This is a genomic window from Hymenobacter siberiensis, from assembly GCF_018967865.2.
In the GTDB taxonomy this organism is placed as follows: domain Bacteria; phylum Bacteroidota; class Bacteroidia; order Cytophagales; family Hymenobacteraceae; genus Hymenobacter; species Hymenobacter siberiensis.
The window spans coordinates 3124485-3143229 of sequence record NZ_JAHLZY020000001.1 but is presented as its reverse complement, the minus strand read 5'-3'; the positions used below and the strand labels follow the sequence as shown (position 1 = coordinate 3143229).

Below are 18745 nucleotides of genomic sequence, written 5' to 3'. Positions count from 1 at the left end.
GAAAAATAGGATTGGAGCCAGTCCAAAACTTCGCGCCAGAGTGGCGGTTATTCGCCTTCACCTCATTTTTTCCCTGTTCTGATGGCCGATACCACCAACGTTCTGAAACTCGAACACGAAATCATGCCCGTGCTTACGCAGCGCCGCAGCCCCCGTGCTTATTCCGATAAGGCGGTGTCAGCCGAAGTGGTGGAGCAGGTTTTTACGGCTGCTTCGTCGGCTGCCTCGTGCTTTGGCGAGCAGCCCTGGCGCTACATCATGGGCAACCAGTCGAGCAGCCCCGAGGCGTTTGAGAAAATCCTGGGCGGTCTGCTGGAGTTCAACCAGGTTTGGGCCAAAAAAGCCCCTGTCCTGGCCGTGGGCGTAGCCAAACTGAATTTCTCGCACGACGGCAACGCCAACGGCTGGGCTAAGTACGATGTAGGCCAGTCCACCGCCACCCTGGCCGTGGAGGCTACCGAACTGGGCCTGCAAATCCACCAGATGGCTGGTTTTTCGCCCGATGCGCTGCGCGCCGCGTTCAGCATTCCCGAGGGTTTCGAGCCGGTGGTGGTGTTCACGCTGGGCTATCCCGGCCCGGCTTCGGACCTGCCCGCTGGGCTGAGCGAAAAGGAAACCGCGCCCCGCGCCCGCAAGCCATTGGCCGAGTTCCTGTTTGAAGGCGCGTGGCCCACGCCCGCCGGCGAGCGGTACGACCAGGCACCGGTGTAGTTTGGAATTCCTTCCAGCGTGCAAAGCCGGCTTTGTGCGCTGGAAGGCCCTACTACTTTTTTATGGATATGGAGTTGAAGAATCTGAGCCGTTGCACTTCGCAACTCTTACCAATATTATCGGCAGGGACGAAATAAAGCTGATAAATCGTTCGTCCCATAATTATCTGACGGAAGAATTTTATCGTTGGTTTTCCGGTGGCTCCAAGTGCTCGGTAGCTGAGGGTAATAACGTCCAAGCCGTCAATGGAGCCGATTTTCTGACTCAGCAATTGCCCCCGTGCATGTTTGATTAACAAGGGAATCGTACGGGTTTTATAGTAGTTCTCGCGGGCTGACTGCGTTATTGGAAGCTGCGGGTCCTCAAACAGTGGCACACATACCAGTACATACATGCCACAGGCATCTTCCTGCCTGTAAGCGCGTGAGGCCTGAATTCGTGGACTATTGGCGTTGGAAGCACCTTGTGCAGCCATTGTACCTGGTACGTCCATTTCGTCTGGCTTTGAGGGAAAGCTGACCGTGAGATGCTTGTCCACAGCTATTGGTGTCCAGGGTTTTTTCTGAGCTAAGCCTAATTCTGGTAGTAAGAGCAGGCTCGCAAGTATGATAAACTTCATTAGGACAAATGAAAAACAAGTTTGTGGGCGCATGAGGTGTTTCGACTGCTTAAGTAAACAATTGGCGCTCTGTTAGAAGCGCTTCAGTAGTGTTTCGTATGATACTTGAAGCTATTCCATCAGCAAATACCCTTCCCTGAGAGAGCTTTCTCCACTTCCAGCACGCCCGGAATAACCACCCGCTCCGGCAGCACGCCGGTGCGCGCAAAGTCGGCCCACAGCTGCCGTACCTGCCGGCCGGCCGCGTCAAATTCCTCCCAATTAGCCTCGCCCAGTAGCGGCGTGGCGGCCCAACTGGCCTGCGTACCCAGCAGCAGCGGCAGGTCAACAACGTGCGCGGCTCCGAATGGGCTCCCGGGCGGCTGGTACGTGAGCAGAAACCGCCAAGCCCGGCCACCCGCCCGCGCCTGATGCTCGGCAAATGCCTGGGCTGGAGCCAGGTAGATGCGGCGGGAAGTAACGCTGGTGAGCAGCCGTACCAGCCGGCTGCCCGCTACCGGCAGGCGTTGCAACCAATTGAAAGTGGGGTCGATGACGGCGAAAAACCGGGTTTCTTCGGCTGTGGCCCCGATGAGAATATCAATATGGGGAGCCACGGCCGCCCAGGTTGCTTCAATTTCGGCTTCGGGCGGCAGCGGAGCAGCCCCGTATTGCGGGCCGAAGGGCATGCCGCTTTTCAGACCCTGCCAGCGGGCGGCTTTTATTACGGCACTTTCGCGGGCCAGGATTTCGGTGGTGGAAGCGTTGGGCGCAAGCGTACCGACGGCTCGGCTCATGGCCCGCAGCATGCGCTGGCGGTTGCGGGTGAGGCCCAGCGGCGCGCTGTGCAGCATCACGCGCCGAAACAGACCAGGAGCTTTTTCTGCCAGCATGAGCTGGGCAATGGCATCGGCCCCCGAGGAGTGACCCAGCAGAGTGACCAGCGCCGGGTTGCCGCCAAACGCGGCGATGTTGCGCTGCACCCAGCGCAGGGCTTCCAGCAAATCGAGCAGGCCGAGATTGGCTGGGGTGCTGCTCGTGCCCAGAAACCCAAACAGCCCCAGCCGATAGGTGACGGCCACAAACACCACCCGCTGCTCCGTTACCCAGGTGGCGGGGTCGTAAATCGCTAGGTCGCCCGCGCCGGACACGTAGGAGCCGCCGTGCACCCATACGATGACGGATAGCCGCTCATCGGCCCGCAGGTTGGCTGGCAGCGTGATGGACAGGCGCAGGCAGTCTTCGTCGAAGCTCAGGGCCGCAAATAAGTCCCCCATCACCTGGTCTACCCGAGGGTCGGCGAGCTGTGGGCAGGCCGGCGCGGGGGCCGTGGCCCAGATGGGTTCGGTAGCGGGCGGCTCGGGTGTCGGCGGCTGAAACCGCGCGGCCCGGGCGTAGCGAATGCCCGTGGCGCGCATCACCGGCCCGTCGGCCCGGCCGATGATGAGGCCGGCCGGGGTGTAAAAGTGGAGCGCGGTGGGGGTGGATTGCAATTGGGGAGTAGGGTATTATAGAAGTAAAAATCTGACCGAGTGAGGATTTGTCATTCCGACGAAGGAGGAATCTGGGGAAAACCGTCAGGGGCAGGCCTCAGATTCCTCCTTCGTCGGAATGACAAATCCTTGCCTCGGCTGCGCTTATTGCAAGAGACAACACTAGTGCAGCGCCCGTTTCTTAATAATGCCGCCCTGCGCGTCATCAATGCGGTATTGAACGATGAATGCTTTGGGGTCGATTTCCTGCACCGCCGTGCGCAGGCCGGGCAGCTCCAGGCGGGTCACGACGGTGAAGACGATGTCGCGCTCCATGCCTTGCTCACCGCGCGCGCCGTAGCCCGATTTGCCCTGGTACATCGTCACGCCCCGGCCCAGCTTTTCGGTGATGACTTTGCGGATGGCGTCGCTGTGCTCCGACACGATGGTGACGCCGGTGTACTGCTCGATGCCATTGAGCACGAACTCCAGCACGCGGGCGGCGGCGAAGTAGGTCAGCATAGAGTACAGGGCGGGCTCGGTGCCCAGCACCAGCACGGCCACGCCGAAGATAACGACGTTAAGAATCAGAATCAGGTCGCTCACTTTCAGTAGTACCACGTAGCGGCTCACGAGCAGCGCCGCGATTTCGGTGCCATCGAGCACGGCCCCGCCGCGCATGGCCAGCCCGATGCCCGCCCCGATGAATACGCCGCCGAACACGGCCGTGAGCAGCAGGTCGTGGGTGACGTCGGGGAAGGGCACCACGGCCAGCACCAGCGCCAGCCCGCCAATGCCCAGGGCGCTGCGCAGGGCAAACCGCCGCCCCAGCTGCCGGTACCCCAGGGCGATAAAGGGCAGGTTAATAACCAGAATCAGCAGCGAGAGCGGCAGCTTGAACCCAGTGGCCAGTAGCATGGAAACGCCCGTCACGCCCCCATCAATAAAGCGGCTGGACAGCAGGAAGGATTCGAGCCCAAACGCCGCCGAAAACACGCCGGCAATAATGAACAGGGCGTTTTTTAGTTCGGAATTGGGGTAGTTGATGCTCTGGGCAGGCGTAGCGGGGGCTGAATTCATAGGTGGGAAGCGTATTCAATCAAAAACTAAAGAACGTCATGCGCCGCTGCGCATGACGTTCTTTTTTCGTTCTACAAAACCGGAATTCTAGCCTTCCTGCGATAGAATCAGCACCGCGTAGGAGGCGATGGCAATGCTGCCGTGCCAGCCAAAACCATCGTATTCGCCTTCTTCGGCGTCGATGCCGAAGCTTTCCATGTCGCCAAATTCGCCATCGTAGCCCTGCCAGTCGCTGTTGAAACGTACCTGCCAGTGGCCGGGGCCGGGCAGGCCGATGGTGTAGGTCTCATGGGCCTGGTTGGCGAAATTGGCCAGCACCACGGTAGTGTCGCCGGGGCCGCCCTCGCCGGCCTGCCTGCCGAAGGCTACCAGCTTGTCGGTGTCGTTGATGTGGAAAACCCTGGTGTGCTGGCCGCACAGGCCGCGCGTGGTGCCGTGCAGGTTGCGGCGCAGGCCAATGAGGTCGCGGTAGAGGTGCACCAGGCCGGCACGCTCCTCCACCTGCTCCCAGCGAATGGGCTCGGTGTCGACAAACGAGCCGTCGGCCAGGAATTCCTGGCCCTGAAACAGCATGGGGATGCCGGGAGCCGTCATCACCAGGGCCGCGCCCAGGCTGGAGCGCTTTTTCGAGAACCAGTGGTCGGCCGCCCCGGGCATGATTTCCTCGGGCACGCGGTTTTTGCCGTTGGCCACTTCGTCGTGGCTTTCGGTGTAGATGACGCGGCGGAAAGCGTTGTCGTTGTAGAGCTGCGTGAGGGCCTGGGCCACGGCATTCATGTCGCGGTCGGCATCGTTGGGCGTGGTGAGGGCCTCGCGGATGGGGTACACAAACGAGCCGTCCCACTGCGAGTCGAAGCCCAGGCCGCCGTTGGTAGTGGCTTCGGTGATGGCGGCGTTGCCGCGCAGGTCCTCGGCGATGGTAATGTTCCAGGGCATCGTCTTATCGATTTCCTCGTTAATCCAGCGCATCAGGCTCCAGCCGTTGGGCAGGTCTTCTTCGGGGTTGTCCTCGCCGTTCACGTTGCGGATGAAGGCGATGGCATCGGCCCGCAGGCCGTCGCAGCGGTACTCGTTCAGCCACATCAGGGCGTTGTCGCGGATGTACTGGCGCACCTCGGGGCGGCCGTAGTCGGGCCGGTTGTCGCCCCAGGGCGTTTTGGCGCGCCAGTCGTTGTAGAAGTAAATACCGCCGCCGTCGTTCTCGCTCCAGCCATCAAACTGCCAGAGGTCGAGGTCGCCGGGGCCGAAGTGATTATACACCACGTCGAGCACCACGGCGATGCCATGCTGGTGGGCCTGCTTCACCATTTCCTTGAAGGCCACCGGCCCGCCGTAGTCGCTTTCGAGCGCAAATGGGTTGGCCGGGTTGTAGCCGCACGAGCGGCTGCCCGGGAACTCGGTAGCTGGCAGCAGCTCGATGCAGTTAATGCCCAAATCGCGCAGATAAGGCAGCTTTTCGGGCACGCTCAGGAACGTGCCTACATTCTCGGCATCGGGGGCGTTGAAGGTCCCCACGTGCAGCTCGTAAATCACCAGCTCGTTCCAGGCGGGCATCTGAAAATTGTCGTCGCCCCAGTCAAAATCAGGGTCGTGCACCACCGATGAGCCGGCCGAATTCGTGACCTGTCGGGCGTAGGGGTCGTTGTGGTCGATGGGGTTGCCCTTGTTGAGGAGGTGAAACTTATACTCGTCGCCGGGCTTGGCACCGGGCACGTCGGTGGCCCAATAACCATTCTCTTCGGCTTGCAGCGGGGTTGCATCGCCCTGCCAGTCATTAAAAGTGCCGATAACGGACACCGAATCAGCGTTGGGAGCCCAAACCCGGAAGGTGGTGCCGGTGGCGTGGGGCACTGCGCCCATGCCGGGCTGCAAGGTGGGGCTGGGGGCCGCTTTCGGGTGGGCAGCGGGAGCCGGTTTTGTAGTTGCTTTGGGGGCGGTTTTGGCGCGGGAAGCGGGTTCGGAAGCGGAAGCGTTAGGCATTAGTAAAAACGACTACCCGCCGCCCGGGCAGCCGAAAATGCGGCCGGTATTGGACGGTAGGTAAGGCGAGCATACGAAACTGCCTGGTTTTTGGCCGAAGATGCCCCAGTGCCGCTCGCAGTCTGGGCCCCGACGTAAATTTGCCCCTCACCGGAGCAAATTGCGCCTTTTGCGTGTTTATTACGCAACAATCAGCCCTTACTACCCCTTGAAGACCCGTCCCAAACCCGTTGTTTTTGGCCTCTACGGCTGGTCGCCCGACTACGGCTTCCGCTACATTCACCCCGCCAACCGCCGCGCCTTCGAGCTGCTGGAGCCCGTGGGCAAGCTCTTCGAAAAGATTGCCGAAGACGATGAAGGCGAGTGGATTACCATTCGCTACGACGAGCAGCAGTTCCTCGTGCGCCCCGAGCTGTTCAAGGAAATCTATCACAAGCCGAAATTCAGCTTCGGCGATTCGGTGGAGGAAACCACGCCCCAGCCCGGCCAGTACCGCCACTTCGGCCACATTTCCGACGTGTTCTGGGACGAGGCCACCGACACTGCCACCTACCAGATTGTGGAGCGTAAGCGCAAGCTGCCAACCGTGTTTCAGGCCAGCGAGCTGCGGGCGGATTAGCTGTAGCGCGGACTTTTAGTCCGCGAGTACAGAGAATATGCTATTGCAGACGACTGATAATTAGCGGATTAAAAGTCCGCGCTACACGCCCGTCGCGATGCCCACTACCACCGCCACGGCCCCCAGCGCGAACAGCGCCGCCCACAGCGGTGCGGCAAACTTTATCCACTGCTCGAAGCGCACGCCTGTGGCTGCCAGCATGGCCATGAGGGTGCCGTTGGTGGGCGTGATGAGCTCGCACAGGCCCGCGCCGTACTGAAACGCCAGCACCGTAACCTGCCGCGAGAGGCCCAGAATATCGGACAGCGGCACCAGCAGCGGCATGGTGAGCGTGGCCTGCCCGCTGCCGCTGGGCACGGGCACGTGCAACAGGGTTTGCACGCCCATCATGCCCAGGGCGGCCAGCGCCACGGGCAGGTGGCCCAGCGGTGCGGCCAGCCCGTGCACAATGGTGTCCACGATGTGGCCCTGCTCCAGCACCACGAAAATGGCCCGGGCAAACCCAATCAGCAGGGCCGAAAAGGCAATGTCGCGGAAGCCCGCGATGAAGCCCTCGGCCGTGCCCGTGAGGCCGCGCCCCCCCACCAGCCCGGCCACAATGCCCAGCCCCAGAAACAGCGCCGCCATCTGCTCGAACTCCCAGTGCAGCTGCACCACGCCGTAGGCAAACACGCCAAACGCGGCCAGCATCAGCAGCAGCACCAGGCCGGAGCGGCTGGTAGTGGCCGGGCCGGCGGCCGCTTCGTTGGCATCGAGGCTGAGGTCGGGGGCCTGGCGGTGGCGCACGGCGTGGCGCGTGGTAGCCCACAGCCACAACCCCACCGCCACCAGCAAAAAGCCCATGCGGTAGGCCCCGCCCGAGAGCAGCGGCAGCTGCGCCAGCTTCTGGGCAATGCCCACCTGAAACGGGTTTATCGGGCTGAAGGAAGCCCCCACAAAGGCCGCTCCCACGCTGGCCGCCACCGCCGTGAGCACAGGGTAGCCCAGCCGCCGCATGAGCACCAGCAGCACCGGCACCAGCGGAATTATCTCCTCGCCCATGTTTTCCAGCGCGCCCATGGTGGCGAACAGCGTGCCCACCAGCGGAATTATAAGCACCTCGCGGCCGTGGGCGCGGCGCAGCAGCCAGTCGACCCCGAAGCGCAGCGCCCCGGTCTGGTCCACCACCGTGAAGGCCCCGCCGGCCAGGAAAATCAGGAACACCACGGCGGCCGCGTCGGCCAGGCCCTTGGGCACGTCCACCAGCACATCGAGCGGGCCTACCGGGGTGGCGGGCACGGTGTGGTAAGAGCCGGCCACTACCACCTGCCGCCCGGTTTCGGCATCGAGGTGGCGCGTGAATTCGCCGGCCGGCAGCACGTAGCTGAGCGCAGCCGCCAGAATGATAAAGCCTACGATGAGCACCAGCGGGTGCGGGAAACGGAATCCATTTAACATTTATCAATTAACATTTAACAGGTTCATTAGAGCATGCGGAACTTCGTGCACCCCCACTACTTTTAGGCAGTAGTTGGTGGCAAGATAGGCCGGACGACCACGCAAGGCGACCAGCCGAGCTGTTAAATGTTAATTGATAAATGTTAAATATCTTGACCATCACCGCCTTCAAAGCTCTGCACCAGCGCCACCAGACCGAGCACCTTGCCCGGCACGGCACCCGCCTGGCCGAGCGCCAGGAAGACAGCTTCGAGCTCACGCTCTATGCCGTGGAGGGCTTTTATGCCGAAACCTGGCGCAGCCGGGGCGACGAGCACATCCTCTTCATCCACGTTTTCCAGAAGCCCGCCGGCCTGGGCGACTACCTGCGCCTGGTGCAACTGCCGCACGGCCTGTAAGGTCCTTGCGCCGCCCCGGCACTACCGCTGCTGCGCAAAAAAGCGGCTGAATGCGCCAATTATTCTTGTGTCTGCTGCTGCTGCTGGGGCTAAGTAGCGTGGCTTTCGCCCAAAGCACCGCCGCCCGCCTTAGTCCCGAGCAGTTTGGCTACCGCCGCCTGGTGGTGATGTTTGGCCGCGATAGCGTGCAGGTACTGCTCATGTCGAAAAAAGGGGAGGAGCAGCTGAAGAAGCCGCTGCTGCTCTGGGAGTAGGGCTCGCTGCCCATGCCGCTGGTGTTGTATGACGAGCAGGGAGCCTATCCGGTATTCCCGTTTCATCCCCAAAAGGTGCTCGAAAGCTGCCATCTGGCCATTCGATGCATCGCGCTATTACCTGGAGCAGGCCCGCCACATGGGCTTCGGCCGGAAAATCCACGCCGAGCAGCTGCACGACCTGGGCGGCTGCGAGATGGCCGCCGCGTTGGGCGCCATCAGCGTGGACCATTGCGACTACCTCACGCCCGCCGCCGCTGCCTGCATTGCGCAGCAAACCCAGGGGCAAACCGTGGCCGTGCTGCTGCCGCTGGTGCCGCTGTTCCTGCGCCAGGAAAAATATGTGCCCGGCCGCGAGTTCATCGACAACGGTCTGCCCGTGGTCCTGAGTACCGATTTCAACCCCGGCTCGTGCCCCAGCAAAAACCTCTGGCTGGCGCTATCCATCGCCTGTCTTAAAATGGGTTTCACGCCCAAAGAAGCCGTGGCCGCCGCCACCCTCAACGCCGCCTGGGCCCTTGGCCTCGCCGCCGACTGCGGCAGTCTGGCCCCTGGTAAGCGCGCCGACGTGCTGGTGCTGAATGTGGGCAGCGTGGTCGAAATTCCGTATTGGCTGGGCGAAAACCCGGTGCGCGAGGTGATAATCGGCGGGCAGTATCAGTGAAGCCTCGCGCCGAGATACTACGGCAAGTTGAAAGCTACCCCCAACAGTGCCGCGCCGCCAAACAGATGGCGCTGGTAGTAAGGTGTATAGTTGGTCAGGGGCGATAGCAGGTAGGTAGCCGTGGGCTGGGCCAGAAGCTCCCAGCGCCCCCTGCCGAGGCGGTAGCGGGCCTCGGCCCCCAGGCTGGCTCCAAGGCTCACCCGATGATAGGTGCTGCCCTCGGTGTTGCTGCCGCCCACGTACACGGCGGCCTCGGCCCCGGCCAGCAGTCCTACGCGCCAGCGCCCCGAGAGCGTCCAACCGTAGCCCACCCGCACCGGCACCGTCACAAACCGGTAAGTATCGCGGCGATGAATGCTGGTGGTGGCAGAGTCTGGGGTAGGCCCCATGTGGTTGGATACCGTGTAATGCACCTGTTGCAGCGCCAGGCCGCTGGCGTATTCGGCGTAGCCCAGGCCCGCGCTCAGGCTCCAGTGCTCGCCCAGGGTGCGCCGTACGGTGACTTGAGCCGCGCTGCCCAGTGCTGCCCGTTCCAGCGTGGCTATCGGCGTAGCCGTACTATTTGCCGAGATATAAACAAAAGGCGGGGAGGTCGATTGCTGCGTGGCCGCGCTCGTCGCCGTAGTCAGGCTTCTGTAAGTCAGGGCCGGGCCGGCTACGACCTGCACCGCCCAGCGCGATGCAAACGGCCGCGGCAGCGGGCCGGGCACCACGGCCACTGGCTGCGGGGTCACGGGTTCGGGCCACGCGGCCTGCGGCACAGTTACCGCCCGGGCGGGCAGTTGCGCCTGGGCCGTACGCTGGCGAAGGCGGCTTTCTGCCAGTTGGGCAAGGCTGGTCGAGGCCATTTTGGGGGCCACCGGGATAGTAAGCTGACCCACTTCTGACGGTGTGGAGGACGCTAAAAGTGACTCCCCAGAGACTGGTTGTCCTCCTGCTGCCAGCGCCGTTGCGGGCTGATGATGGTGACGGGCCAGGGACTTTTTCGTCTCAAACAAGGCCTGAGATGACCGGGTGCTTATGACCGTTGACGCATTGCGACCCCGCCGGACCAGTCCGGCCCGACCCACCGCCGATGGGGCCGTCTCGGATGAATGACCGGTTGCCGCCGCTCTGCGGGAAACAGGATGGCCCAACTCCCGCGCTTGCCCGCGAGCGGCCAGTGTTAGCGGCTTGTTGCCTTGGCCAATAGCTGCTGCAAGTGCTTTGGTAGCCGGCACTGCTAAGCTCCGAGCCGCCTGCCCGGTAGCACTGGTAGTAGATGAGTGAGTTGCTGAATATGAGGTAGTTGGTTTTATCGAACCGGAAGCCATCGAACCGGAAACCGGCGCGCGCGCCGGAATTGCCGTAGCGGCAGCTGCCGACGTTGCAGCGCCCTGCGTAGCAACCGCGCCGGTCGAAACTGCTGTTGCGGCTGCCGCATGACCAGCCGGCACGTTAGCTGCATTCGCAGCGGCCATTTGTGGAGTAGCTGAAGAATTTTGAGCCGCTAAAGGCCGGCTCACTGCGGTTGCGTTGCTGACCTCAGTAGGGCTTTGGGTACTGGCCGAGTTGGTCCGGGAAGCGTTGGAAGATAAAATGCGGGAGGCGGTGCCGTTTATCCTCGCAGCTATAGATAACCGCTGTGCCTGCTGCCAGTGCCAGACCGCGCCCACGGCCACCAGGCTCAGCGTTACCAAAAGCAGCCACGCTATCGGTGCTCGCCGTCGCCGCTTCCGCAATTGCGGGGCGGCCACCGGCGGCGGCAGTTGCGCCCGAATGCCGGCCCACAGCGCTGCCGGCGGCTCCTGGCCGTAGTCGGCCAGGCGGTCGCGCAGGGCATCGCACAAGTCGTCGGGGTTGCGGTCGGTCATGGCAATTGGGGGTGATGGTGGGCCGTCAGGCGAGTTTCGAGCAGCCGGCGGGCCCGCGCCAGCTGCGATTTGGAAGTGCCTTCGGCGATGCCCAGCAGCGCACCGATTTCCTGGTGCGAGTAGCCCTCCACGGCGTAGAGGTTGAGCACCGTGCGGTAGCCGGGCGGCAGGGTGGCCAGCAAGGCCAGCAGGTCGGTGGCGGCTAGCTGGTCCAGGGCCGAGGGCTCGGCGGTGGGCAGGTCGCCGGCCAGCTCGTCGAGGGCCTCGCCGGCGGGGCCGGGGTGGCGCAGGCGATGTTGCGCCAGGGCATGCAGTGAGGTGGTGACGGCAATGCGCCGCGCCCAGGCCTCGAACGGCCCCTGCCCCCGGAACTGGTCGAGGCGGGTGAAGATTTTGACGAACGTGTTTTGCAGGGCGTCTTCGGCCTCTGCCCGGCTGGGGCAGTAGCGCAGGCACACGCCCATCAGGGAGTAAGAGATTTTTTGATAGAGCTGGTACTGCGCCGCCGATTCGCCCCGCCGGCACGCGGCCGGCAGCGCCTCATCAACCAGGGTAATGGATGGCGGCATGCAGTGGAAAAGTAAGATGAAGGCCAGCGGTACTGGCCCGCCTTGTACCCCCCTGACCGGCCCGCGCCGGCCGGGGTTGCGTGGCCTGTAAAATAATTTTAAAATAAGCCGCCCGCCGCCAGAAAACTGCCCGGCAATTCATCAACGCGCCCCGCGCCGTATTCTTGCCAAAAGAAATCCGTGCCCTTCCAACTAATTCGCCCGAACCCGCCATGCGCTACTTTCACGTCGACGCCTTCGCCCAAACGCCCTTCGCCGGCAACCCCGCCGGCGTGTGTCCGCTCGAAGCCCCGCTGCCCGCCGCCCTCATGCAGCAAATCGCAGCCGAAAACCACCTGGCCGAAACCGCCTTCTTCGTGCCCCGCCCCGATGCGCCGGGCGAGTACGACCTGCGCTGGTTCACGCCGGCCGTCGAAATCGACCTGTGCGGGCACGCCACGTTGGCCTCGGCTCACGTTCTGTTCACGCACCTGGGCTTCGCGGGGCCGCAGGTTATCTTCCACAGCCAGAGCGGCCCGCTGCGCGTGACCCGCGCCGCCGACGGCCGCCTCACCCTCGATTTTCCCTCGCGCCCGCCGCAGGAATTGCCCGTGCATCCCACGGGCCTCACCGATGCCCTCGGAGCCACACCGCTGCGGGTACTGGCCGCCCGCGACCTACTGGCCGTGTTCAATTCCGAAGCCGAAGTTCGTGCCCTCACCCCCAACTTCGCCCGCATCGCGGCCCTGGAGTACGTGGGCGTCATCGCCACCGCGCCCGGCTCCAATGGCGTCGATTTCGTATCGCGGTTTTTTGCGCCCCGCGTGGGCGTGCCGGAGGACCCCGTCACCGGCTCGGCCCACAGCATCCTCATTCCCTACTGGGCCGAAAAGCTGGGCAAAACCGAGCTGCGCGCCCGCCAGATTTCCCCCCGCGGCGGTGATTTATGGTGCCGCCTGCGCGGTGATAGAGTTGATATCAGCGGCTACGCGGTGACGTATGCGGCGGGGGAGTTGCTGGTGGGCGTGGGCAGTTGAGTTCAGCCGTTTTCGGTGCCATTCCGTGGTGGATTTGCGCAAAAAGGAGGAGTAAAGTAATTGCTAAATTTGTTTAACTGAAGTTAACTTAGATAATAGACTTGTTGCGAAGTGAGTGAAGTGCGGAATTTTCGACAAACTGTACTTAAATTTAGAACATGAACTTTTCCGTAAAAAACCTCACTACTTCGCGTAAATGGCGTGCTGCCACGGGACTCACGGCGGAGCGTTTTGCGCAGCTTTTGGCGCATTTTAAGCAGGCGTATTTTCGGTTGAATGGAACAGATATGATTGAACGTGGGGCTTTTGCGCCGTATGAAGTAGCCCTTAAAACAGAAGAAGAATTACTGCTTTTCACCCTATTCAGCTTCAAAGCAAACTTGACGTATGATTTGTTGGGATTGGTCAGTGGGATGGACGGTTCCAACGCGAAACGCAACCAGGAATTAGGCATTACGGTGCTCCAAGAAGCGCTGGAGCAAACCGGGCATGCGCCAAAGCGGGAATTTACGACAGTGGCCGAATTTGAAGCCTATTTTCAGGAACACGAGACGTTATTGGTCGATGGAACGGAGCAACGCAAGCAACGACCAGGAAATAAAGAGATGCAAAAAGACTACTATAGCGGTAAAAAAAAATGCACGCCGTAAAAGAGATAGTTATTTCAACGACCATCCGCTGGATTGGTTTTATCAGCCGTTGTTACGGCGGAAGACACCACGACTACAGTGTGCTAAAAAGCATTTTACCAGTTGATAAAGAGTGGTTTAAAAAGTTCAAGGTGCGGTTGGACCTGGGGTTTTTGGGCTTCGCGAAAGACTACGTTTGCCGGAAAGTTTTTATTCCTATCAAAAAGCCGAAAGGGAAAGAACTCACCGATGAACAACGAGAAATAAATACAAAACAAGCAAGTGAACGAATTACCGTAGAGCATAGCATTGGCGGATTGAAACGTTATCGAATTTTGGAAGACCGATTACGTTTGCATAATTTGAACCTGTACAATGACGTGCTGGGAGTGTGTGCGGGCTTGTGGAATTTCAGCTTAAATCTGTGATTAATAGCTCGCAACAAGTCTAATGGTAAACTGGTTTAAAAGCGAAGACTATTCAGAGTACAAGGAAAGGCTGCTTAACGCTTTTCCTAAGGTGTTGAAAAGTGACGTTGAAGCTGTATTAAATATTTTGCCGTTTAATAATAATGATGTAAGACTGATAGATGGATAAATTCATAAGGTTGACAACTTAATCCATCCATTTTCTTTAATAATACAATTGGATAATGAACCTTTAGTTTCCCCTTATAGACTCTATTTCAACGAGCCAGATACGGAATTGGAGAACAAACTAAGTGAGCTTCAAAGAACAATTTTAAGCTGTATTTATCTGCGACACCACAACGGTTTTTTGCGACAGAGGAGATTGGAAATGCTTTTCGATAAAAATGAGGATTGGGTAGCGCCTTTTAAATTACAGCTGCTAGGTGAATATATCTTTGAAATTTTGGAGGTGCTGGACAAGCATATAAATGATAAATCAATTGCCAGCTATATGAAAATAGTGAGCGAAAATCCTAAGTATTGGCAACAGACAGAAAGCAGAATGATAAGCTATTGGAATGAGTATTACAGATGGAAATTTCCAAAGCTTAGGAAATACCTCGGACGACAAATCGCAGATAAAATAAAAAAAGCGGATGCATAATTAGCTTGCCGAAAAGGGGATAAAATAATGAATTAGAGCAGCTAATAGGTTAGCCTCGGAAGTCCCAAATCTGGCAAACTTTGTCCACAGAAGACCTTCTGCGCCTACGATTTCGCCGGTGCCTTCTTCTTGCCCGTGCTAGCCCCCAGCCGCTCCGGATTTTCAGCCAGAAACTTGCCCCAGCTTTTGCCGCCGCTCACAGTGGCGTTGTTGCCTTTCTGGTAATGGTGGCACAGGGCCACGGCCAGGGCATCGGTCGCGTCCAGAAAGGTGCTGGCTTCGGCAATGGGCGGCAGCTTCAGGGTCTGGCGCAGCATGTGGGCCACCTGCTCCTTAGTGGAGTTGCCCGAGCCCGTCACGGACTGCTTCACCTTGGTGGGTGCGTACTCCACGTAGGGAATCTGGCGCGAGAGAGCAGCTGCGATGGCCACGCCCTGCGCCCGGCCCAGCTTGAGCATACTCTGCACGTTCACGCCGAAAAACGGGGCCTCGATGGCCAGCTCATCGGGCAGGTACTCGTCGATGAGTTCCAGCATGCGGTCGAAAATCCGCTTTAGCTTTACGGCGTGATTCGAGCCCAGGGCCTTCATATTGATAACGTCGTAGCACAGCACGTCCACGCGCTGGCCGCGCACCTCAATCAGGGCGTAGCCCATAATCTGGGTGCCGGGGTCGACGCCCATAATGATTTTGGGCAGCAGCTCGACGGCGGGAGCGGGGCGGGGGCGAAGGGGGGCAGGCATCTGGCCCAAAGTTACGACCCCGGCAAGGCCAGTGCGTCAGAAACTGATGTTTCATCGGCGGCCGGTTCTTCGGCGGCGCATACCGGCTCGCGCCCGTCTCCGCCGGAACCCGAGAACCGCCGGGCGCGGCAGTGGCGTCGAATCGTATTCTGGGGTAAAATCGGGGTCACGCTGCTTACGCTGGGCCTGCTGTACCACTCCATCTTTGCCGCGCCCGATACGGCGGCGGCCTGGCGGCACCTGCTCAGCACCACGCTCAGCGGGGCCGGACGCGGGCCGGTACTGCTCGCCCTGGCCCTGGTGCCCGCCAACTGGGGCCTGGAGGCCTGGAAGTGGTACCGCCTGGCCCGGCACCTGGAGCCCGTCACGTTCGGGCGCAGTTTCCGGGCGGTGCTGGTGGGCCTCACGCTGGGCTTTGCCACTCCCAACCGCGTGGGCGACTACGCCGGCCGCATCATCGAGCTCAAAAGCCGCCGCGTGAGTGCGCTGGGGGCGGTTTTTCTGGGGCGCTACTGCCAATTGGTGGCCACCGTGCTGGCCGGCGTGGCGGGCCTGCTTTATTTCCTGCTGAAGTTTTACCTGAAGGGCTACCCGGCGGCCGGAGTGGGCGTGGCGACTTCGGCGCTGCTGCTGAGCGGGCTGGTGCTGGTGCCGCTGTACCGGTCGCGGCTGCTGCTGGCGGCGCTGGGCGTGTGGCGGCCGCTGCGGCGGTTCCGGCCGGCGCTGGCCATTATGCCCACCTATCCGGCGCGGGCGCTACACGCGGTACTGGCCATTTCGGGGCTGCGCTACGCGGTATTCTGCGCGCAGTTTATGCTGCTGCTGACGGCCTACGGCGTGGGCGGGCCGCTGGGGCCAGGGCTGGCTGCCGTGGCGGGTACGTTCTTTTTGAAGTCGCTGGTGCCCTCGCTCAATGCCCTGGCCGATGTGGGCGTGCGGGAGCTTTCGGCCACGCACCTGTTTGGGCTACTTGGGCAGCCAGCATTGCCGGTGCTGAGCGCGAGTCTGAGTTTGTGGGTTATCAATATTGCATTGCCCAGCGCGGCCGGCCTGCTGCTGGTGCCGGGGCTGCGCGTGCTGCGTGAGAAGCGCGCCGGGAAATGATGGCAGGGCTGTTGCTTTTGGCGCTGCCGCTGCTGTACGCGGGGGTGATGGGGTGGCTGCGCGGCGGGTGGCAATGTCACCTCACCCCCCCAGCCCCCCTCTCCAAAAAAGAGGGGGGAGCTAGTTCTGGCGCTGATTTTAGGCTCGGAATTTCAGCACAAAACCAGCCAGAGACAATACTAGAAACTAGTCCCCCCTCTTTTTTGGAGAGGGGGCTAGGGGCCGTGCCCGGCAGGGGTGAGGTGCCGCACTTCTCCGTCCTCATCGCTGCCCGCAACGAAGCCGCCAACCTCCCTCAGCTCCTGCGCGACCTCGCCGCCCAAACCCTGCCAGCTTCGCAATTCGAAGTCCTCATCGCCGACGACCATTCCACCGATGCTACCGCCGCGCTGGTAACGGCCGCCGCGCAGAAAACTGGTTTTCACCTGCGCCTAATCGAGCTGCCCCCTGCCCAAACCGGTAAAAAAGCCGCCCTGCTCACGGCCTTGCACGCTGCCCGTGCCCCCTGGCTGGTGTGCACCGATGCCGACTGCCGCCTCGGCCCCGGCTGGCTGGCGGCCTACGCGGCCCTGCTGCACCGGCAGCCGCAGGCTAATTTCATCAGCGGCCCGGTGCTGCTCACGGGGCCGGATTCGCTTTTTATGACGCTCATGGGGCTGGAGTTTGCCGGCCTGGTGGGGGTGGGCGCGGCCTGCCTGGCCCGCCAGGCTCCCACCATGTGCAACGGGGCCAATCTGGCCTACCGCCGCGCCGCCTTCGAGGCCGTGGGCGGCTTTGCCGATAATGCCCACCTGGCCAGCGGCGACGACGAGTTTCTGCTCCATAAAATCCACGCGACCTTTCCCGGCACGGCCTATTTCCTGACCGATGCGGCGGCCACCGTCCGCACGGCCGCGCCCGATACGCTGCGGGCGCTGCTGCGGCAGCGGGTGCGCTGGGCCAGCAAGTGGCGGCATTACCAAAGCGCGGCTTCACGCAACCTGGCCCTGCTGGTGCTGGGGGCCAATGTGGCACTGGCCGCCGGAGCCGTAGCCCTGCTGAAATGGCCCGGCCTCTGGCCTTGGGTGGCGGCGGCCTGGGTCATCAAGCTGGGGGCCGATGCGTGGTTTCTGAGCCCGGTGCTAGGGTTTTTCGGGCGGCGCAAGTGGCTGTGGGGACTGTTGCCGCTGCAGTTGCTGTATGCGCCGTATGCGCTGGCGGTGGGGGCGGCCGGCTGGCGCGGCGGCTACGAGTGGAAGGGCCGGGTAGTGCAGTAGGAGCGGGCGGGTGGGGCCGGAAAATCAGGGGCAAAAAATACTGTCCAGGAGACTTGAAAGGTAAATTTGCCGCACATATATTCCACCTAAGCCCAACGTGTTATGCGGTTCAGTTCGGTTGGTTTCGACCTTTCCTGTGCTTGCAGCCGAAACTGGTCGCGGTTGCGACACTTCTAAAAGCAAGCTGGATGCTGCTGTAAACCAGCGCTGCAGATTATCGTAAATTGCTCCCTATTGAGAACAAGTGTGTTTATCGGCGTAGCGCTTTCCGTTGGTATTTGCCGGGCCAGCCACGCGCAGGATGCTGTCACCAAGGATGCGGTCACTACAGACGTAAAATTCTTTACTGAGGCCGCCGTCGTGCTCACAACGGGTACCATCCTGACTGGGACGCTGATGCTGTACCCTGAAAGGGAGATACTTGCTCTCAAGAGTGCCAACGACAGCACCTACACGCTCCCGGCGCGGCTGGTGCGCGGGTTTGCCGCTAAAGATGCCCCCGACCAGCAGCGGGCGGGCGATACTTACCTTGCCTTGCAGCGCATCTTCCGGGTGTTTCCCCTACCGGCTACCAAATCGACTTCGCCGGTTGCCTGGGGATTTTACGAACAGCTCAGTCGTGGGCCAGGCGCAGTACTGTTGCGGCGCGAGCGGGCGGTGGGATATCAGGAATCATTGCGGGGGGATTTCCCTGGTTCAAATGGACTCGCGACCCAAACTCCGTCCATGATAACCTTCTTCCCCGGTGCTACCATTATTACGCTGTACCTGGCGACGGTTGCCGGCGCGGTGGTTCCGTTGCGGAAGCCTCAGGACGTGTTCAAGCATTTCCCCGCCATGGAGCCGCAGCTGCGCGCTTACGTCCGGGAAAATGGGCTGAACCTGTCCAACGACCGGGAATTATCCTTTCTGGTTAACTACGCCGACTCGCTGGCGAAACCAACGCCCTGACCGTCGGTAGTGGCTTCGGAGTAATGCCACCTGCCGGGCTTACATTTGCCCAAATCCCAGCCTGCCGTTTCTCCTCCCGTGACTGACCCCGAATTTGACCTGCTCGACGAACTGTACTTCGTCACCCCATTTCGCACGCTGCTCCAGAAAACCGGCCTGCCCGCTAATGAGCTCGAAGACCAGCTCCGCACCTTGCTCGAGCAGGGTCTCATCCGCAGCTATTGGCCCGACCCCGATACCGAGCTGGCCTACGAAACCACGTCCTTCGGCGCCATTGCCCGCGACGCGGCCTACCTGGCTTCCAAGGAAGGCCTGCTGCAACACAACACCCGCTAGC

Annotated in this window: 21 protein-coding genes; 13 read left to right on the top strand and 8 right to left on the bottom strand. The window is 61.3% G+C overall.

Annotated elements, in window-relative coordinates; all coding sequences use genetic code 11:
* Window positions 1–81 precede the first annotated feature (81 nt).
* Window positions 82–711 (top strand): nitroreductase family protein, encoded by a 630-nt coding sequence (locus KQ659_RS14020; RefSeq protein WP_216680488.1) that lies wholly within the window; start codon window positions 82–84, stop codon window positions 709–711.
* Window positions 712–763: 52 nt separating this feature from the next.
* Here KQ659_RS14020 and KQ659_RS14015 read toward each other — a convergent pair whose 3' ends face one another.
* The 4 genes from KQ659_RS14015 to KQ659_RS14000 all read right to left on the bottom strand — a co-directional run bounded on the left by KQ659_RS14015 (window position 764) and on the right by KQ659_RS14000 (window position 5841).
* A complete protein-coding gene (locus tag KQ659_RS14015) occupies window positions 764–1330 on the bottom strand; it encodes a hypothetical protein (RefSeq protein WP_216680489.1) in 567 nt (188 codons plus the stop codon).
* 119 nt (window positions 1331–1449) lie between these two features.
* On the bottom strand, window positions 1450–2802 hold the full coding sequence (locus tag KQ659_RS14010) for a carboxylesterase family protein (protein ID WP_216680490.1): 1353 nt from the start codon (window positions 2800–2802) through the stop codon (window positions 1450–1452).
* 162 nt (window positions 2803–2964) lie between these two features.
* Entirely contained in the window at window positions 2965–3861 is an 897-nt protein-coding gene (locus tag KQ659_RS14005; protein ID WP_216680491.1) for a YitT family protein, read from the bottom strand.
* Window positions 3862–3948: 87 nt separating this feature from the next.
* Window positions 3949–5841: an alpha-amylase family glycosyl hydrolase gene (locus KQ659_RS14000; RefSeq protein WP_226915511.1), complete on the bottom strand. Its 1893-nt coding sequence runs from the start codon at window positions 5839–5841 to the stop codon at window positions 3949–3951.
* A gap of 208 nt (window positions 5842–6049) precedes the next feature.
* Between KQ659_RS14000 and KQ659_RS13995 the strand changes: the two genes are divergently transcribed.
* Window positions 6050–6460 (top strand): DUF6960 family protein, encoded by a 411-nt coding sequence (locus KQ659_RS13995; protein ID WP_216680492.1) that lies wholly within the window; start codon window positions 6050–6052, stop codon window positions 6458–6460.
* A gap of 81 nt (window positions 6461–6541) precedes the next feature.
* Here KQ659_RS13995 and KQ659_RS13990 read toward each other — a convergent pair whose 3' ends face one another.
* Window positions 6542–7897, bottom strand: coding sequence for a YfcC family protein (locus KQ659_RS13990; protein ID WP_216680493.1), 1356 nt, complete (start codon window positions 7895–7897; stop codon window positions 6542–6544).
* A 140-nt stretch (window positions 7898–8037) separates the two neighbouring features.
* On the opposite strand from KQ659_RS13990, the gene KQ659_RS13985 reads away from it, so the two are divergent.
* The 3 genes from KQ659_RS13985 to KQ659_RS13975 are packed head-to-tail and all read left to right on the top strand — an operon-like array spanning window position 8038 to window position 9213.
* Window positions 8038–8295 carry a hypothetical protein gene (locus tag KQ659_RS13985; RefSeq protein ID WP_216680494.1) on the top strand — a complete coding sequence of 86 codons (258 nt, stop codon included), beginning with the start codon at window positions 8038–8040 and terminating at the stop codon, window positions 8293–8295.
* Window positions 8296–8345: 50 nt separating this feature from the next.
* Window positions 8346–8549 carry a hypothetical protein gene (locus KQ659_RS13980; protein WP_216688376.1) on the top strand — a complete coding sequence of 68 codons (204 nt, stop codon included), beginning with the start codon at window positions 8346–8348 and terminating at the stop codon, window positions 8547–8549.
* Between the two features lie 28 nt (window positions 8550–8577).
* Complete coding sequence (locus KQ659_RS13975; protein WP_216688377.1) at window positions 8578–9213, top strand: amidohydrolase family protein; 636 nt, start codon at window positions 8578–8580, stop codon at window positions 9211–9213.
* A gap of 17 nt (window positions 9214–9230) precedes the next feature.
* On the opposite strand, the gene KQ659_RS13970 is transcribed toward KQ659_RS13975, so the two are convergent.
* On the bottom strand, window positions 9231–10094 hold the full coding sequence (locus KQ659_RS13970) for an outer membrane beta-barrel protein (protein WP_216688378.1): 864 nt from the start codon (window positions 10092–10094) through the stop codon (window positions 9231–9233).
* Window positions 10095–11062: 968 nt separating this feature from the next.
* A complete protein-coding gene (locus tag KQ659_RS13965; RefSeq protein ID WP_216688379.1) occupies window positions 11063–11635 on the bottom strand; it encodes an RNA polymerase sigma factor in 573 nt (190 codons plus the stop codon).
* A gap of 212 nt (window positions 11636–11847) precedes the next feature.
* Here KQ659_RS13965 and KQ659_RS13960 point away from each other — a divergent pair, with 212 nt between their 5' ends.
* The 4 genes from KQ659_RS13960 to KQ659_RS13945 all read left to right on the top strand — a co-directional run bounded on the left by KQ659_RS13960 (window position 11848) and on the right by KQ659_RS13945 (window position 14354).
* A complete protein-coding gene (locus tag KQ659_RS13960; RefSeq protein WP_216688380.1) occupies window positions 11848–12651 on the top strand; it encodes a PhzF family phenazine biosynthesis protein in 804 nt (267 codons plus the stop codon).
* 158 nt (window positions 12652–12809) lie between these two features.
* Entirely contained in the window at window positions 12810–13301 is a 492-nt protein-coding gene (locus KQ659_RS13955) for a transposase family protein (protein ID WP_216680531.1), read from the top strand.
* Window positions 13289–13708 carry a transposase family protein gene (locus KQ659_RS13950; protein WP_216680677.1) on the top strand — a complete coding sequence of 140 codons (420 nt, stop codon included), beginning with the start codon at window positions 13289–13291 and terminating at the stop codon, window positions 13706–13708. The genes KQ659_RS13955 and KQ659_RS13950 overlap by 13 nt, the downstream gene beginning before the upstream one ends.
* A 217-nt stretch (window positions 13709–13925) precedes the next feature.
* Window positions 13926–14354 carry a hypothetical protein gene (locus tag KQ659_RS13945; protein ID WP_216688381.1) on the top strand — a complete coding sequence of 143 codons (429 nt, stop codon included), beginning with the start codon at window positions 13926–13928 and terminating at the stop codon, window positions 14352–14354.
* A gap of 104 nt (window positions 14355–14458) precedes the next feature.
* Here KQ659_RS13945 and ruvC read toward each other — a convergent pair whose 3' ends face one another.
* Window positions 14459–15097, bottom strand: coding sequence for a crossover junction endodeoxyribonuclease RuvC (gene ruvC / locus KQ659_RS13940; protein ID WP_216688382.1), 639 nt, complete (start codon window positions 15095–15097; stop codon window positions 14459–14461).
* On the opposite strand from ruvC, the gene KQ659_RS13935 reads away from it, so the two are divergent.
* The 4 genes from KQ659_RS13935 to KQ659_RS13920 all read left to right on the top strand — a co-directional run bounded on the left by KQ659_RS13935 (window position 14978) and on the right by KQ659_RS13920 (window position 18744).
* Complete coding sequence (locus KQ659_RS13935; RefSeq protein WP_226930127.1) at window positions 14978–16201, top strand: lysylphosphatidylglycerol synthase transmembrane domain-containing protein; 1224 nt, start codon at window positions 14978–14980, stop codon at window positions 16199–16201. The two genes, ruvC and KQ659_RS13935, sit on opposite strands and share 120 nt — an antisense overlap.
* 203 nt (window positions 16202–16404) lie before the next feature.
* A complete protein-coding gene (locus tag KQ659_RS13930) occupies window positions 16405–17457 on the top strand; it encodes a glycosyltransferase (protein WP_216686333.1) in 1053 nt (350 codons plus the stop codon).
* Window positions 17458–17703: 246 nt separating this feature from the next.
* Window positions 17704–18408, top strand: a complete 705-nt coding sequence (locus KQ659_RS13925; protein ID WP_216680501.1) for a hypothetical protein — start codon at window positions 17704–17706, stop codon at window positions 18406–18408.
* Between the two features lie 78 nt (window positions 18409–18486).
* Entirely contained in the window at window positions 18487–18744 is a 258-nt protein-coding gene (locus KQ659_RS13920) for a hypothetical protein (protein WP_168673500.1), read from the top strand.
* Window position 18745: the final 1 nt, after the last annotated feature.